This window comes from Burkholderia glumae LMG 2196 = ATCC 33617, from assembly GCF_000960995.1.
Lineage (GTDB): Bacteria > Pseudomonadota > Gammaproteobacteria > Burkholderiales > Burkholderiaceae > Burkholderia > Burkholderia glumae.
Window position 1 is genome coordinate 1,616,478 of record NZ_CP009435.1, and the last position, 15,826, is coordinate 1,632,303.

The following is a 15,826-nucleotide window of genomic DNA, read 5'->3' on the forward strand; positions in this document are numbered from 1 at the left end:
AGGAGGAACACCGGGAGGAACCGGTACAATGGCGGTTTCAAGCATATCACCGAGCCCCGGGCGGCCAAAAGTGGAACCCGCGTGCCCGCGGTTCCCTGTTGCGGTTTTCCGTCACTCGCGACGGGCCGCGGGACGGCGGGCGCCGCGGCCCGCGCGCGCCGCCGCCCGCCCACCCGACGACGCCCCAATGACCGCTCCGAACGCCTCCGCCGCCCCCGTCACCTCGCTGACCCTCGCCCGTCCCGACGACTGGCACCTGCACGTGCGCGACGGCGCGATGCTGGCCGCCGTGCTGCCGCACACGGCGCGCCAGTTCGGCCGCGCCATCATCATGCCGAACCTGAAGCCGCCCGTGACCACCACGGCGCAGGCCGAGGCGTACCGCGCGCGGATCCTCGCCGCGCTGCCGGCCGGCATGGCCTTCGAGCCGCTGATGACGCTCTACCTGACCGACAACACGCCGGCCGACGAGATCCGCCGCGCGCGAGAAAGCGGCTTCGTGCACGGCGTGAAGCTCTATCCGGCCGGCGCGACGACCAACTCCGACGCCGGCGTGACGGACCTGGGCAAATGTTCGGGCGCGCTCGAGGCGATGCAGGAAACCGGCATGCCGCTGCTGGTCCACGGCGAGGTCACGAATGCCGAGATCGACCTGTTCGATCGCGAGAAGGTGTTCATCGATCGCGTGATGACGCCGCTGCGCCGCGATTTCCCGGCGCTCAAGGTGGTGTTCGAGCACATCACGACGAAGGACGCGGCCGACTACGTGCGCGACGCCGACGCGGCGCCCGGCATGCTCGGCGCGACCATCACCGCCCATCACCTGCTCTACAACCGCAACGCGATCTTCACGGGCGGGATCCGGCCGCATTACTACTGTCTGCCGGTGCTCAAGCGCGAGACGCACCGCGTGGCGCTGGTGGCGGCGGCGACCTCCGGCAACGCGCGCTTCTTCCTCGGCACCGACAGCGCCCCGCACGCACAGGGCGCCAAGGAAGCGGCCTGCGGCTGCGCCGGCTGCTACACGGCGCTGCACGCGCTCGAACTCTACGCGGAAGCGTTCGACCAGGCCGGCGCGCTCGACAAGCTGGAGGGCTTCGCGAGCTTCTTCGGCGCCGATTTCTACGGCCTGCCGCGCGCCACCGAGACGGTCACGCTGCGTCGCGAGACCTGGCAGTTGCCGGCCACCGTCGAGGCCGGCGACACCGCGGTCGTGCCGCTGCGCGGCGGCGAGCCGATCGGCTGGCGCCTGGTGTGAGCGGTGCCGCGCGGGGCCCGTCCGGCGCCGGCTTTGCGGCGATCGACTGGCAACTGCCGTGGCTCGCACCGTTCGCGGCGCGCGGGCCGCGCTGGCAGGCAGCCGCGCTGGCCGGCGAGGCCGCCTGGCTCGCGGCGGTGGCCGCCGACGCGGCCGCGGCCGGCATCGGCACCGGGCGCGGCCTGCCGCTGCGGTTCATCGAGCAGGCCGCGCTGCCGGCCGGCGTCGCCTACGAGACGCAGATCGCCACCACCGGCGGCGTGCCGACCCGCCACAACCTCCACGATTTCTTCAACGCGCTGGTCTGGTTCGCCTATCCGCGCCTCAAGGCCGCGATCAACGCGCGACAGTCCGCGGCGATCGACGCGCTCGGCGTGGGCGGCACGCGCGGCGGCCTGCGCGATGCGCTGACGCTGCTCGACGAGAACGGGGCGCTGTTCGTCACCGCCGATCCGGCGCTTGGCGACGCGCTGCGCCGCTTCGGCTGGCGCGCGTTGTTCGTCGAGGCGCGTGCAGCCTGGGGCCGGGCCTGCGAACTGCGGCTGGTGGGCCACGCGCTGCTCGAGAAACTCGTCGCGCCCTACAAGGCCTGCTGCGCGCATGCCTGGATCGTCGAGGCGCCGCCCGCCTGGTTCGGTTGGGACGAGGGCGCGCGCCGAGGCTGGCTCGACGCGCACGTGGCCGCTGGCTTCGATGCTCGCCTGCCGCCGCACGGCGGCTTCGCGCCGGTGCCGGTGCTCGGCGTGCCGGGCTGGTGCGCCGCGAACGCGGAGCCGGGCTTCTACGACGACCCGCGAGTGTTCCGCGCCGGCCGCCGCGCGCACGGCTAGGGCACGGCACGGCCCCGGCCGAGGATGGTCCGGTTCGCGGCAGGGCCGCGTCGATGCTAGAATTCGCCTCGCAAAGTGGGCCAGGCAGTCGCGGCCCGCACGGCTTCCGGTCGTGCGGGGCGAGGAAAGTCCGGACTCCGCCAGGGCAGGGTGATGGCTAACGGCCATCCGTGGCGACACGCGGAACAGGGCAACAGAGAACAGACCGCCGATGGCCCGGCGCAAGCCGGGATCAGGTAAGGGTGAAACGGTGCGGTAAGAGCGCACCGCGGCTGCGGCGACGCAGACCGGCACGGTAACCTCCACCCGGAGCAATTCCAAGTAGGCAGGCGCGCATCTTCGCGATGCAGGACGGTGCCCCCGTCTCGTCTGCGGGTAGGAAGCTCGAGCGCGTCAGCAATGGCGCGCCTAGAGGAATGACTGCCACGTCGCGTGCGTCCCCGGACGCGCGTGATGCACAGAATCCGGCTTATCGGCCCGCTTTGCCTCCTCACATGAACCAAGGCCGGCGCCAGGATTGGCGCCGGCCTTGTCGTCTGGCGGCCGGCGGTGCGGCCTGAGCCGGCGGCGCCGCTCAGCCCGCGACGATGTCGAACGAGTGGGTGAGTTCGGCCGTCTTCGCGATCATGATCGATGCCGAGCAATACTTGTCGTGCGACAGGTTGATCGCGCGCTCGACGGTGGCCGGATTGAGGTTGCGGCCCGTGACGGTAAAGTGGAAGTGGATATTGGTGAACACCTTCGGATCCTCGCTCGCGCGCTCGGCCTTCAGCGACACCGAGCAGCCCGTGACTTCCTGGCGGCTCTTTTGCAGGATCAGCACGACGTCATACGCGGTGCAGCCGCCCGTGCCCAGCAGCACCATTTCCATCGGACGCGGGGCGAGGTTGTTGCCGCCGCCTCCCGGCGCGCCGTCCATGGTAACGAGGTGGCCGCTGCCCGTCTGCGCGACGAACGCCATGCCGTCCTGGCCCATCCAGCTAACTTTGCATTCCATGCGTGTGCTCCAGCCTCTTCGGCTTCGATGACGAACCGGCATTGTAGCCCGCGTCGACACGCTCGGCTGATGCGGTGCGGAAACGGCAATGATCGACCGTCGCGCGCGGTGCGGCTTTGCGTTGTTCGAGGCGGCAGGTTAGGGGTTTTGCTCTAGATCGGTGCACACAAATGATCTGATGATTTTTATTAACCTCATGATTTCAATAAGAAAAACATCGATGCCGCAAAGCAGCAAGAAAATTTCATATCATGAATTTCGATTTCATCATGTAGGTTTTCTTGTATTGCCGGGCGCCGGCTCCTACAATTGCAGTCATTGATTGACGCGCTGCGGCAATCTCCGCATGTCTCCTCCACCCTCCTCCAAAGGTGGATTGAGCCCGAACGACAGTTCGGGCTTTTTTTCGTCCCGCGCGCACGAAACGGCAGCTTGCCCTGGCTGCGGGGCCGGTAGCCGGCGGAGCCCACGGGCTGCGTTGCCAGCGGCAGCCGGGCCCGGTTTGCCCGCCCAAGCGGATTTCTTTGACCGGTCTGCCTGAATTCCTTTATAATTCAGGGTTTTCCGCATTCATGCCCGCGGAGAAGAATCAGGGAGAGCCTGCACAGCGCCCGGAGCGCAACCAAATCCAAGCAGGAAAAAAACAAGGGCAGCAGTCATTATTTTTGGATCGATCATGAAGACGTTTTCCGCAAAAGCCCATGAGGTGACGCGTGAATGGTACGTGATTGACGCGACGGATAAGGTTCTCGGACGTGTCGCCAGCGAAGTGGCACGCCGTCTGCGCGGCAAGCACAAGCCCGAGTTCACCCCGCACGTCGACACCGGTGATTTCATCATCGTTATCAACGCCAGCAAGCTGAAGGTCACGGGCAACAAGGTTCTGGACAAGAAGTACTACCGTCACTCGGGCTACCCGGGCGGTATTTATGAAACGACGTTCGGCAAGATGCAGGAACGCTTCCCGGGCCGCGCGCTCGAGAAGGCGGTCAAGGGCATGCTGCCGAAGGGCCCGCTCGGCTACGCGATGATCAAGAAGCTGAAGGTCTACGCAGAAGCGACCCATCCGCATTCGGCACAACAGCCGAAGGCGCTCGAGATCTAAGGGGACCCACCAAATGATCGGTAACTGGAACTACGGTACGGGCCGCCGCAAGAGCGCAGTCGCTCGTGTCTTCATCAAGGCTGGCAAGGGCGACATCATCGTCAACGGCAAGCCCATCGCCGACTACTTCGCCCGCGAAACGTCGCTGATGATCGTGCGTCAGCCGCTGGAACTGACGAACCACGCTCAAACGTTCGACATCAAGGTCAACGTGACGGGCGGCGGCGAAACGGGTCAAGCCGGTGCGGTGCGTCACGGCATCACGCGCGCGCTGATCGACTACGACGCGACGCTCAAGCCGCAACTGTCGAGCGCCGGCTTCGTCACGCGCGATGCGCGTGAAGTCGAGCGTAAGAAGGTCGGTCTGCGCAAGGCACGCCGCGCCAAGCAGTTCTCGAAGCGTTAAGCGCTTGTCGGTTCATCGCCTGCGGGCGATGCTCGCGACCCAAACCGCCGGTCCCGACCGGCGGTTTTTTTTGCGCGCGCGGCTCGCGAGAGCGGCGCGCGCCGGCCGTAATCAGGGCGCAAACCGCTTGATTTCGCGGACTTCGGCACGATCTCCGGAACCGCCCTACAATAGCGGCAATGGCTTTTTTGGAGAGTTCGCATGAACGCTGTCACCGAATCCGCGGCAACCACCCCCACCGAAATGCCGGCGCCGTTCGTCTTTACCGACGCCGCCGCCGACAAGGTCAAGCAATTGATCGAGGAAGAGGGCAATCCCGAGCTGAAGCTGCGCGTATTCGTGCAGGGCGGCGGCTGCTCGGGCTTCCAGTACGGCTTCACGTTCGACGAGGAAGTCAACGAGGACGACACCGTGATGAACAAGAGCGGCGTCCAGTTGCTGATCGACTCGATGAGCTACCAGTATCTGGTGGGTGCCGAGATCGACTACAAGGACGATCTGAACGGCGCCCAATTCGTGATCAAGAACCCGAACGCGACCACCACCTGCGGCTGCGGCTCGTCGTTCTCGGTCTGACCGGCCGCCACTGACGCAGCGCGCGGGCCAGCGTCGCCCGCGATCCCGAAACCCCACGCCTTGCGTGGGGTTTTTGTCGTGGTGCGCATGATTCCCTGCCGTCAGCGCGGGTATAGCGCGCCCAGCACGCGCGGCCCGGCCGCGCCCGTCACGCCGGCCAGGTTGCCGGCCGCGCGCGCCGTGAAGCGGCAGGCGAGCCAGGCGAACGCGATCGCCTCGACCTGCTGCGGCGGCACGCCCAGCGCGGCCGTGGTGTCGACCGCCGCACCCACGCCCGCCTCGGCCAGCGCATCGGCGAGCGCGCGCAGCAGCACCGGATTGCGTGCGCCGCCGCCGCATACGTAGACGGCGCGGCAGTCCGGCGCGTGGCGCGCGATCTCGCGCGCCACGGTCGCGGCGGTCAGCGCCGCCAGCGTGGCCTGCACGTCGGGCGGCGCGACCTGCGGGAACATCCGCAGGCGCGCGTCGAGCCAATCCGGATTGAACAGGTCGCGGCCCGTGCTCTTCGGCGGCGGCAGGTCGAAATACGGCTCGGCGAGCAGCGCCGCGAGCAGCGCCGTGTCGAGCCTGCCGCTCGCGGCGAAGCGCCCGTCCTCGTCGAACGGCTTGCCGAGCTGGCGCTGCGCCCAGGCGTCGAGCAGCGCGTTGGCCGGCCCGCAGTCGAAGCCGCGCACGCCAGCGCCGCCCTGCGCACCCTCGGCCGGCAGGATCGTGATGTTGCTGATGCCGCCGAGATTGCAGACCACGCGCGTCTCGTCTGGCGCGCCGAACACGGTGGCATGGAACGCCGGCGCGAGCGGCGCGCCCTGGCCGCCCGCGGCGATGTCGCGCGCGCGGAAATCGGCGATCACGTCGATGCCGGTCAGTTCGGCGAGCAGCGCGGGGCTGTTGATCTGCCGCGTGTAGCCGCGCTCGGGCCGGTGCCGCACGGTCTGGCCGTGGACGCCGATGGCGCGCACCTGGTCGGGTGCGAGCTGCGCCGAGCGCAGCAAGGCGTGGCAGCAGGCCGCATAGCGCGCGGCCAGCGCGTTGGCCGCCTGGGCCTCGCGGTCGATCTCGTCGGCCCCCGGCTGCTGCAGCGCGAACAGCGCGTCGCGCAGCGTGTGGTCGAAGTCGGCGAAGCCCTCGGCCAGCACCACGGGCGGCGCGTGCGCGGCGAACCGCACGGCCACGCCGTCGCAGCCGTCCATGCTGGTGCCCGACATCAGGCCGAGATAGACGCCGTCGGCGGAATGGTCGGCTTGCTTGCGAGGTGGCGCCACGGTGTTCTCCTGTCGTCGAGCGCGCGGGCGGCATACCCGCCGGCGTGGTCCGATTATCCGCGCAAGCGGCGGCGCCGTTAAGCGATGCGCGCGGAAGTTATGGGAAAATCACCGCTTTTCCGACTTTCCTCCTTTTCCGCACCGATGAGCCACGATCCCCAAACGAAGCCCGCGCTCCCGATCACCGATGCCGTGCGCGAGGCGCTCGCGATCACCAAGCGCGGCGTCGACGAACTGCTGATCGAGGACGAGTTCGCGCAGAAGCTGGCGCGCAGCGAGGCGACCGGCACGCCGCTGCGGATCAAGCTGGGGCTCGATCCGACCGCGCCCGACATCCATATCGGCCACACGGTGGTGCTCAACAAGATGCGCCAGCTGCAGGATCTCGGCCACACGGTGATTTTCCTGATCGGCGACTTCACCTCGCTGATCGGCGATCCGTCGGGCCGCAACGCCACGCGCCCGCCGCTCACGCGCGAGCAGATCGAGGCCAACGCGAAGACCTATTTCGAGCAGGCCGCGCTGGTGCTCGACCGCGACAAGACCGAGATCCGCTACAACAGCGAATGGTCGATGCCGCTCGGCGCCGACGGCATGATCAAGCTCGCCTCGCGCTACACGGTGGCGCGCATCCTCGAGCGCGAGGATTTCACGAAGCGCTTCCAGGGCGGCGTGCCGATCTCGATCCACGAATTCCTCTACCCGCTGATGCAGGGCTACGATTCGGTCGCGCTGAACGCCGACCTCGAACTCGGCGGCACCGACCAGAAGTTCAACCTGCTGGTGGGCCGCGAGCTGCAGAAGCAGTACGGCCAGGAGCCGCAGTGCATCCTGACCATGCCGCTGCTGGAAGGCCTCGACGGCGTCGAGAAGATGTCGAAGTCGAAGGGCAACTACGTCGGCATCAGCGAGAAGCCGGCCGAGATGTTCGGCAAGCTGATGAGCATCTCGGACGTGCTGATGTGGCGTTACTTCGAACTGCTGTCGTTCCGGCCGATGCGCGAGATCGAGAAGTTCAAGGCCGAGATCGAGGCGGGCCGCAACCCGCGCGACTTCAAGGTGCTGCTCGCCCAGGAAATCGTCGCACGTTTTCACTCGCAGGCCGACGCCGAGCAGGCGCTCGAGGACTTCAACCACCGCGCGCGCGGCGGCGTGCCCGACGACATCCCGTCGGTGTCGCTCGGCGGCGCGCCGCTCGCGATCGGCCAGTTGCTCAAGCAGGCTGGCCTGGTGCCTTCGACCAGCGAGGCGCTGCGCAACATCGAGCAGGGCGGCGTGAAGATCGACGGCACCACCGTTTCCGACAAGGGCCTCAAGGTCGAGGCGGGCGAGTACGTGGTTCAAGTCGGCAAGCGGCGCTTCGCGCGCGTGACGGTCGGCGCATGATCGCGCTGATCCAGCGCGTGCGGCGCGCCGACGTGCGCGTCGGCGAGCGCGTGACCGGGCAGATCGGCGCGGGCCTGCTCGCGCTCGTCTGCGCCGAGCGCGACGACACCGAGGCACAGGCCGACAAGCTGCTCGCGAAAGTGCTCGGCTACCGCGTGTTCAGCGACGCGGCCGGCAAGATGAACCTGCCCGTCACGAATCTCGACGGCGCGGGCACGGCGGGCGGCCTGCTGCTCGTCTCGCAGTTCACGCTCGCGGCCGACACCCGCAGCGGCATGCGGCCGAGCTTCACGCCAGCCGCCCCGCCCGAAGCAGGCGCGCGGCTGTTCGCCTACTTCGTCGAAGCGGCGCGGGCGCGGCACCCGATCGTCGAGACCGGCGAGTTCGGCGCCGAGATGCAGGTCTCGCTCGTCAACGACGGGCCCGTCACGTTCTGGCTGCAGGCTCGCGCCTGACAGGCCGGCGCGCGACGGACCCGCGCCGGCCGGCTGCCGCGCCCGCTCGGCTCACTGCTTCGCTTCTTCGCATTCCGATCGGCCAACCGATGACCACGACGCAAATCCTCTTCATCCGCCACGGCGAAACGCCCTGGAACCGCATCAAGCGCATTCAGGGGCATATCGACATCGCGCTCGCCGAGACCGGCGTCCAGCAGGCGGCGCGGCTCGCCGAGCGGCTCGCGCGCGAGGCGGCCGATGGCGCCCGGCTCGACGCGATCTATTCGAGCGATCTGCAGCGCGCGCGGCAGACCGCGCAGCCGAGCGCCGATGCCCTCGGCCTGCCGGTGCGGCTCGACGCCGGGCTGCGCGAGCGCGCCTACGGCGCGTTCCAGGGCCACGACAGCGCCGAGATCGCCGCGCGCTATCCCGATGCCTATGCGCAGTGGCAGACGCGCGACCCCGGCTTCGAGCCGGCCGGCGGCGAATCGCATCGCGCGTTCCATCACCGCGTGCTGCATGCGCTCGCGCCGATCGTGGCCGCGCATCCGGGCGGCCGCATTGCCGTGGTCACGCACGGCGGCGTGCTCGATTGCATCTATCGCCGCGCGGCCTCGCTGCCGCTCGAGGCGCCGCGCCAGTACGCGCTGCTCAACGCCAGCATCAACGTGGTCGAGGCCGACGGCAACGCGCTGCGCGTCGTGCGCTGGGCCGACGTCGCGCATCTCGACGGCGACAGCGACGACGACGGCTACCGCAAGGTGCTGTAGACGATCACGGCCCCGCGCTCGCGGTGCCGTGGTGCGGTGCCGTTCCTGCCGCCCCTGCGCGGTTCACGGCAGGCCGTGGCGCGCCTTGTAGGCGAGCGCGTAGGCGAGCTTGCCCGGCTTGGCCGCCGTGAGCGGCGCGCTCAGCTCGCCGAACGCTCCCGTCGTGTATTGCCTGCCGGCGTTGAGCCGCGCGAGCCGGCCGAGATCGGCGCCGGTCTTGCCGTCGATCACCGGGTCGGCAGCCCCGACCATGCGCCGCGACGCGTTCCAGATGGCGTTCAGATAGCCGGTGTCGGCCGTGGCCGGATCGGGGGCGGTCGCGCCGAGCTTCGCGAGCGTGTAGCCCGACAGCGGGAACCTCGCCCGCAGCCAGTCGGCCCAGTAGAACTCGAGGAAATCGGTGGGCGACGTCGGCTTGCGGTAGCCGATCCCGCGCGTGAAGTAGACGAGCGAGCGATAGACGTCGTCCTGCATGCCGAGCTCGAGGCCGAGCCCGGTGGGCAGTTGCGCCGGCGTGATCGCGGCGCCGTTCGCGTCCTTCAGGCGCGTGTAGCCGCGGCGTTGCATCTGTGCCCAGAACGCGCTGCCGGAGTAGCCGCTCAGGTTGTCCTTGACGAGCACGTGCACATGCAGCGTCGGACCGCCGCCGGGCACCTCGTAGTAGGTCGACAGGCCGTGATGGCCGTCCGTCAGGTACAGCGTGTCGCCGTTCGGGCCGACCACCACCGGGTTCAGCACGCTGGTGTCGCGCTGGCGCGGGTCGGTGGTCGTGCAGGCGTAGCTCGCCGCATTGGTCAGCGTCGAGCGGGGCGAGGCGCCGTTCTTCCTCAGGCCGCCAAGGCCCTCGTCGGCGCAGAAGTCGTCGAATTTCCGGAGCGGATCGCGCTCGTAGCGGCCGAGCTTGTAGTAGATCTGGTCATAGCCGAGCGCCGCTTGGGTCGGGTGCAGATCGCCGAGCGCGACATCGAGCATCTGACCGGCGGCGGCCGCGGCCCACTTGCCGGGCAGCGGCTGTACCGCCGTGGCAGCCGGCTGCCGAACGGCGGCGGATGCGGCGGCGGGTGCAGCGGCGGACGTGGCGCCGCCGCAGGCGGCGAGCGCGAGCAGCGAGCAGAGCGGGGCGGCCAGGGCAAAACGGCTGAGCGAAGCAGCAGGCATCGTGAGAGCGGACGTGAAAATGGGCAGGGCGCCGCTGCGGGTAGCGGCGCGAGCAGCGGTGCAAGCGTGCCGCCGCAGCGTGATGGTGACTCGATATCGGTGCGATGACAATCGCGAGTCCGAGGGCGCCGGCCAGATGGCTTGGCCCGCGCGGTGCCTGGGCTCCGCCGCCGGCAGGACGGGCGGCTCAGCGTGGTCCGGGCGGCTCACCGGCGGCGTCGGCGGCCGAATGCTGTGCGCGGGCGGGATCGCGGGCGCCTGGCGCGTCGCCGGAGTTCGCCGGCGGCGGCCGCTGCGGCGCGGCCGGGGTGGAGGCCGTCGGCGTCATGACGGCGTCCGGCGCCGCCGCCGCGCGCCGCCGGGCGCGCTTCGACGCGCCATTGACGAGCGCCCAGCGAAACACCGGCGCGATCAGACGAATGCCGGGCCGCGCCACCACGCGCCGCACCGGCGCGAGCGAGGCGAGGTCGAGCTGGCGCTGCGCCCAGTCCGGCAACAGGTCGATGCCGGCGTGGAACAGCAGCGCGGCCGCCGGCTTCATCGACGCGCGCGGCACCGGCGCGTCGCGCAGCACGCGGATCACCTCGCGCGTGCGCTCGCTGGCGGCCAGTTCGCCGCGCATGCGCGCCAGATAGGCGGCCACTGCGGCGCGCGAGGCCGGCACGTCGCGCGCGCCGAGCAGCGTCGCGATCAGCGCGGTCTCGGCGTAGTAGCGATCCTGCTCGGGGCCGGACAGCGCAGGGTTCACATAGCGCAGATACGCGGCGAGGAAGCTCGACACCTCGGCCACATGGACCCAGGTCAGCAGTGCCGGATCGCTCGCGCGATAGGGTCGCCCGTCCGGTGCGGTGCCCGTCACCGCGGCGTGGATCGTCTTCACGCGCTCGATCAGGGCGAGCGCGTCGGCGCGGCTGCCGAACGTGGTGCCGGCCACGAAGGTCGCGGTACGGCGCAGCCGGCCAAGGATGTCGGTGCGGAACGTGGAATGGTCCCAGACGCCGGCCAGCGCGAGCGGGTGCAGCGCTTGCAGCAGCAGCGCGGCGATGCCGCCCGTCATCATCGAGGTGAAATCGGCGTGGACGCGCCAGCAGACCGCCTCGGGGCCGAACAGGCCCGGATCGCCCGGCGGCGCGGCATAGTCGATCGACGGCCCGCCGCCGCCCGTGGTCAACAGCGTCACGCCGCCCGCGAGCCGCGCGCGCAGGCGCTGCGCAAGCCCGCTTGCTTGCGGCTGGGCGGCTGCGTGGCTGGGCGGGCGGGGCATCGTGCGGATTCCGGGCGGCCTAGCGCCGCGTGTCGTCGTCGATGCCCGGGAGCCCCGGCGTGTGGCTGTCGGGCACCGGCAGCCCGAAGTGGCGATAGGTGAGCAGCGTGGCGACGCGCCCGCGCGGCGTGCGCTGCAGGAAGCCCTGCTGGATCAGATAGGGTTCGAGCACGTCCTCGATGGTGTCGCGTTCCTCGCCGATCGCGGCGGCCAGGTTGTCCACGCCCACCGGGCCGCCGTCGAACTTGTGCAGGATCGCCTCGAGCAGCTTGCGGTCCATCAGGTCGAAGCCGACCGGATCGACGTCGAGCATCGCGAGCGCGGCATCGGCGACGCGCTCGGTGATCTCGCCGTCGGCCTTCACTTCGGCGTAGTCGCGCACGCGGCGCAGCAGCCGGTTGGCGATCCGCGGCGTGCCGCGCGCGCGGCGCGCGATCTCCAGTGCACCGTGCGGATCGATGCGCGCGTTGAGCAGCGAGGCCGAGCGCTGCACGATGCGCGACAGCTGGCTGGCGTCGTAGAACTCGAGCCGTGCGACGATCCCGAAGCGGTCGCGCAGCGGGTTGGTCAGCATGCCGGCGCGCGTGGTGGCGCCGACCAGCGTGAACGGCTGCAGGTCGAGCTTGACGCTGCGCGCGGCCGGCCCCTCGCCGATCATGATGTCGATCTGGTAGTCCTCGAGCGCCGGGTACAGGATTTCCTCGACGACGGGCGAGAGCCGGTGGATCTCGTCGATGAACAGCACGTCGTTCGCTTCGAGGTTGGTGAGCAGCGCGGCAAGGTCGCCCGGGCGCTCCAGCACCGGGCCGGAAGTCTGCCGCAGGTTGACGCCCATCTCGCGTGCGACGATGTGTGCGAGCGTGGTCTTGCCGAGGCCGGGCGGCCCGAACAGCAGCACGTGATCGAGTGCCTCGGCGCGGCGCTTGGCGGCCTCGATGAAAATCTCGAGCTGGCCGCGCACCTTTTCCTGGCCGACATATTCGTCAAGCTGGCGCGGCCGCAGCGCGCGTTCGAACGCCTCCTCGTGCGACGAGGCGGGCGTGGCGGCGATGATGCGCTCGCCGGCGAGTTTGTCGGTTTCGATCATGCGGGCATTGTACCGCGCGCAACCGAGCCGACGAACCGGCCGAACGGCCGACTCGCGCGGCGCGCCCGCAGATGGGACAGTAGCCGCACGGCTCGCCCGCTCAGGTCTTGGACAGTGCCTTCAGCGACAGCTTGATGCCCTCGGACACGCCGGTGCCGGCCGGCACGTTCTTGATGGCGGCCAGCGCTTCCTTCTCCGAGTAGCCGAGCGCGAGCAGTGCGTTGAGGATGTCGGCCGCGTGGTCCGACTGCGAGGCCTGGCCGGCCAGCTCGCCGAGGTCGGCGCCGAGCTTGCCCTTCAGTTCGAGCAGCAGGCGCTCGGCGGTTTTCTTGCCGATGCCCGGCAGCCGCTGCAGGCGCGCGGCGTCCTGTATGGTCACCACCTGCGAGAGCTCCTGCACGCTCATGCCGGAGAGCACCGCGAGCGCCATGCGCGCGCCGATCCCGGTGATCTTCAGCAGCTCGCGGAATGCCGAGCGCTCCTGCGGCGTGAGAAAGCCGTACAGCAGGTGCGCGTCCTCGCGCACGATCAGCTGGGTGAGCAGCACCACGCGCTCGCCCGTGGGCGGCAGGTTGTAGAACGTGCTCATCGGCACGTCGAGCTCGTAGCCGACGCCGTTGCAATCGACGAGCAGGTGGGGAGGATTCTTTTCGAGCAGGGTGCCGGCGATGCGACCGATCATGACGAGGACGACGATGGGGGAAAGCGCGAGTGTAGCGCACGCGGCAGCCGCCAGCGCGCCGTGGCGGCCAGGGCGGCGCCGCGTCAGCCGACCAGCCGGCCGCGCCGCACGCGAAAGCCCTTCCTGACGAGCGCGGGCGCGAGGCCGCCGAGCGTCTCGAGCTTGGCGCCGCCGTGGGCATGGCAGATCGCGGTGCCGAGCGCGTCGGCCGCATCGGTGCCGGGCAGCCCCGACAGGCCGAGCAGCCGCACCACCATCTGCTGCATCTGCTCCTTGGTGGCGCGGCCATAGCCGACGATCGCCTGTTTCAGCTGCGTCGGCGTGTATTCGGCAACCGGCAGGCTGCCCGAGACGAGCCCGCAGATCGCCGCGCCGCGGGCCTGGCCGAGCAGCAGCGTCGATTGCGGATTGACGTTGACGAACACCTTCTCGATCGCGGCCTGGTCGGGCCTGTACTCGCGCACCAGGGTCGAGACGCCGTCGAAGATGGTGCCGAGCCGCACCGCGAGGTCGGCGCTCGGGGTGCGGATCACGCCGCTCGTGACGTAGGCGAGCTTGCTGCCGTGGACGTCGATCACGCCGAAGCCGGTGACGCGCAGGCCGGGGTCGATGCCGATGATTCGCATGGGCTGGCCGAAGAAAGGCGAGAGGAAAAGACGGATTCCGGCGATGGTACAACGATCGCGCCGCGCGCGAGCCGTCATGGCCGGCCGCGCGGCGCATTGCGGGGCCGCGCGCCGCCCGGGCGCGGCGGGCCCGAGCGCCCGGGCCCGCCGGCCGGCGCGGTCCGATCTCGACCCTTCGATACCGGGGTTCGATGTGCGGACCTGCCGGGGACGAGGCTCGGCAGGCGACCGCCGGCGGCGCATGGCAGCCACCGGCGCCCGGCGCCATCGGGCCGGCACCGAAGCGCCCGCGCCCGGCCGCGCGTTGCCGCAGCAAGCAAAAACCCGGCGGCGAGGGCGATGCCTTCGCCGCCGGGTGCCTCGCGCGGCGCGGCCGGGCCGGCCGGGGCCGCCGGCTCGTCCGGCCGGGCCGGTCAGTGACGGAAGTGGCGGATGCCCGTGAGCACCATCGCGATGCCGTGCTCGTCGGCCGCGGCGATCACTTCCTCGTCGCGCATCGAGCCGCCCGGATGGATCACGGCCGTCGCGCCCGCCGCCACCACCACGTCGAGGCCGTCGCGGAACGGGAAGAATGCGTCCGAGGCCACCGCCGAGCCGGCCAGCGTGAGGCCCGCGTTCTGCGCCTTGATGCCGGCGATGCGGGCCGAATCGACGCGGCTCATCTGGCCCGCGCCGACGCCGAGCGTCATGCCGTTGCCGCAGAACACGATCGCGTTCGATTTCACGAACTTCGCGACGCGCCAGGCGAACAGCAGGTCGTCGAGTTCCTTCGGCGTCGGCTGGCGCTTGGTCACGACGCGCAGCTCGTCGGGCTGCACGTTGCGCGAATCGAGCGACTGCACCAGCAGGCCGCCGCCCACGCGCTTCAGGTCGAACGCGTTGAAGCCGTCGCCGAGCGCGATCTCGAGCAGACGCACGTTCTGCTTGGCGGCGAACACCTGGCGCGCCGCTGCGGAGAACGACGGCGCGATCAGCACCTCGACGAACTGCTTGGCCACCGCCTGCGCGCCGGCCTCGTCGAGTTCGCGGTTGAACGCGATGATGCCGCCGAACGCCGAGGTCGGATCGGTCTGGAACGCCTTGGCGTAGGCTTCGGCCGGATTCGCGCCCACCGCCACCCCGCACGGGTTGGCGTGCTTGATGATCACGCAGGCCGGCGCGTCGAACGTCTTCACGCATTCCCAGGCGGCGTCCGAATCGGCGATGTTGTTGTACGACAGTTCCTTGCCCTGCAGCTGGCGATAGTTCGCGAGCGCGCCGGCCGGCGCCGCGAGGTCGCGGTAGAACGCGGCGCTCTGGTGCGGGTTCTCGCCGTAGCGCAGGTCCTGCACCTTGTCGAACGCGAGGTTCAGCGTGGCCGGGTAGGCGCTGCGCGTGGCGTGCTGCAACTCGTCGGTCAGGCTCGTCAGGTAGTTCGTGATCGCGCCGTCGTACTGCGCGGTGTGCGCGAACACCTTGGTGGCGAGGCGGAAATTGGTGGCGTAGCCGACCGTGTTGCCGTTGGCCTTCATCTCGTCCAGCACCACCGCGTAGTCGGCCGGATCGACGATCACCGTCACGTCGCGATGGTTCTTGGCGGCCGAGCGCAGCATGGTCGGGCCGCCGATGTCGATGTTCTCGATCGCGTCGGCGAGCGTGCAGTCGTCCTTCGCGATGGTCGCGACGAACGGGTAGAGGTTCACCACCAGCAGGTCGATGGTCGGGATGCCGTGCGCGTCGAGCGCCTGCATGTGCTCGGGCAGGTCGCGCCGCGCGAGGATGCCGCCGTGGACCTTCGGGTGCAGCGTCTTCACGCGCCCGTCGAGCATTTCCGGAAAGCCGGTGTAGTCGGCGACTTCCGTGACCGGAAGGCCGGCCTCGGCGAGCAGTTTCGCGGTGCCGCCCGTCGACAGCAGCTTGACGCCTTGCTGCGACAACGCCGTCGCGAATTCGACGATGCCGGTTTTATCGGAAACGGAGAGGAGCGCTTGCTTGATCATGAT

Annotated in this window: 16 protein-coding genes and 1 other RNA gene; 9 read left to right on the forward strand and 8 right to left on the reverse strand. The window is 69.8% G+C overall.

What is annotated here, in order from left to right; genetic code table 11:
• The first annotated feature begins 187 nt into the window (after nucleotides 1-187).
• The 3 genes from pyrC to rnpB all read left to right on the forward strand — a co-directional run bounded on the left by pyrC (nucleotide 188) and on the right by rnpB (nucleotide 2,576).
• On the forward strand, nucleotides 188-1,258 hold the full coding sequence (gene pyrC / locus KS03_RS19960; RefSeq protein ID WP_012734650.1) for a dihydroorotase: 1,071 nt from the start codon (nucleotides 188-190) through the stop codon (nucleotides 1,256-1,258).
• Entirely contained in the window at nucleotides 1,255-2,088 is an 834-nt protein-coding gene (locus KS03_RS19965) for a DUF3025 domain-containing protein (RefSeq protein WP_039203511.1), read from the forward strand. Before pyrC ends, KS03_RS19965 begins: the two co-directional genes overlap by 4 nt.
• A gap of 72 nt (nucleotides 2,089-2,160) precedes the next feature.
• Nucleotides 2,161-2,576: RNase P RNA component class A (gene rnpB, locus KS03_RS29075), an RNA gene on the forward strand.
• 86 nt (nucleotides 2,577-2,662) lie between these two features.
• On the opposite strand, the gene KS03_RS19970 is transcribed toward rnpB, so the two are convergent.
• Nucleotides 2,663-3,085 (reverse strand): OsmC family protein, encoded by a 423-nt coding sequence (locus KS03_RS19970; protein ID WP_012734652.1) that lies wholly within the window; start codon nucleotides 3,083-3,085, stop codon nucleotides 2,663-2,665.
• A 676-nt stretch (nucleotides 3,086-3,761) separates the two neighbouring features.
• Between KS03_RS19970 and rplM the strand changes: the two genes are divergently transcribed.
• The 3 genes from rplM to erpA all read left to right on the forward strand — a co-directional run bounded on the left by rplM (nucleotide 3,762) and on the right by erpA (nucleotide 5,172).
• Nucleotides 3,762-4,190, forward strand: coding sequence for a 50S ribosomal protein L13 (rplM, locus tag KS03_RS19975; RefSeq protein WP_012734653.1), 429 nt, complete (start codon nucleotides 3,762-3,764; stop codon nucleotides 4,188-4,190).
• 13 nt (nucleotides 4,191-4,203) lie between these two features.
• On the forward strand, nucleotides 4,204-4,596 hold the full coding sequence (rpsI, locus tag KS03_RS19980) for a 30S ribosomal protein S9 (protein WP_012734654.1): 393 nt from the start codon (nucleotides 4,204-4,206) through the stop codon (nucleotides 4,594-4,596).
• Between the two features lie 201 nt (nucleotides 4,597-4,797).
• Nucleotides 4,798-5,172, forward strand: coding sequence for an iron-sulfur cluster insertion protein ErpA (gene erpA / locus KS03_RS19985; RefSeq protein ID WP_012734655.1), 375 nt, complete (start codon nucleotides 4,798-4,800; stop codon nucleotides 5,170-5,172).
• A 101-nt stretch (nucleotides 5,173-5,273) separates the two neighbouring features.
• On the opposite strand, the gene KS03_RS19990 is transcribed toward erpA, so the two are convergent.
• Entirely contained in the window at nucleotides 5,274-6,377 is a 1,104-nt protein-coding gene (locus KS03_RS19990) for an anhydro-N-acetylmuramic acid kinase (protein ID WP_045678951.1), read from the reverse strand.
• A 201-nt stretch (nucleotides 6,378-6,578) separates the two neighbouring features.
• On the opposite strand from KS03_RS19990, the gene tyrS reads away from it, so the two are divergent.
• The 3 genes from tyrS (at nucleotide 6,579) to KS03_RS20005 (ending at nucleotide 9,027) form a co-directional block, all read left to right on the forward strand.
• Entirely contained in the window at nucleotides 6,579-7,820 is a 1,242-nt protein-coding gene (gene tyrS / locus KS03_RS19995; RefSeq protein WP_012734657.1) for a tyrosine--tRNA ligase, read from the forward strand.
• A complete protein-coding gene (gene dtd, locus KS03_RS20000; RefSeq protein ID WP_012734658.1) occupies nucleotides 7,817-8,275 on the forward strand; it encodes a D-aminoacyl-tRNA deacylase in 459 nt (152 codons plus the stop codon). Before tyrS ends, dtd begins: the two co-directional genes overlap by 4 nt.
• An 89-nt stretch (nucleotides 8,276-8,364) precedes the next feature.
• Nucleotides 8,365-9,027, forward strand: a complete 663-nt coding sequence (locus tag KS03_RS20005; protein ID WP_012734659.1) for a histidine phosphatase family protein — start codon at nucleotides 8,365-8,367, stop codon at nucleotides 9,025-9,027.
• A 63-nt stretch (nucleotides 9,028-9,090) separates the two neighbouring features.
• Here the strand turns inward: KS03_RS20005 and KS03_RS20010 are convergent, their stop codons facing one another.
• From KS03_RS20010 to purH, 6 genes are all read right to left on the reverse strand, one after another.
• Nucleotides 9,091-10,185: a ParB/Srx family N-terminal domain-containing protein gene (locus KS03_RS20010; protein WP_012734660.1), complete on the reverse strand. Its 1,095-nt coding sequence runs from the start codon at nucleotides 10,183-10,185 to the stop codon at nucleotides 9,091-9,093.
• 187 nt (nucleotides 10,186-10,372) lie between these two features.
• On the reverse strand, nucleotides 10,373-11,449 hold the full coding sequence (locus KS03_RS20015) for an oxygenase MpaB family protein (RefSeq protein ID WP_012734661.1): 1,077 nt from the start codon (nucleotides 11,447-11,449) through the stop codon (nucleotides 10,373-10,375).
• A 19-nt stretch (nucleotides 11,450-11,468) separates the two neighbouring features.
• On the reverse strand, nucleotides 11,469-12,536 hold the full coding sequence (gene ruvB / locus KS03_RS20020) for a Holliday junction branch migration DNA helicase RuvB (protein WP_012734662.1): 1,068 nt from the start codon (nucleotides 12,534-12,536) through the stop codon (nucleotides 11,469-11,471).
• Between the two features lie 100 nt (nucleotides 12,537-12,636).
• Nucleotides 12,637-13,218, reverse strand: coding sequence for a Holliday junction branch migration protein RuvA (gene ruvA / locus KS03_RS20025; RefSeq protein WP_012734663.1), 582 nt, complete (start codon nucleotides 13,216-13,218; stop codon nucleotides 12,637-12,639).
• An 83-nt stretch (nucleotides 13,219-13,301) separates the two neighbouring features.
• Entirely contained in the window at nucleotides 13,302-13,844 is a 543-nt protein-coding gene (ruvC, locus tag KS03_RS20030; protein WP_012734664.1) for a crossover junction endodeoxyribonuclease RuvC, read from the reverse strand.
• 413 nt (nucleotides 13,845-14,257) lie between these two features.
• Nucleotides 14,258-15,823 (reverse strand): bifunctional phosphoribosylaminoimidazolecarboxamide formyltransferase/IMP cyclohydrolase, encoded by a 1,566-nt coding sequence (gene purH / locus KS03_RS20035; protein WP_012734665.1) that lies wholly within the window; start codon nucleotides 15,821-15,823, stop codon nucleotides 14,258-14,260.
• Nucleotides 15,824-15,826: the final 3 nt, after the last annotated feature.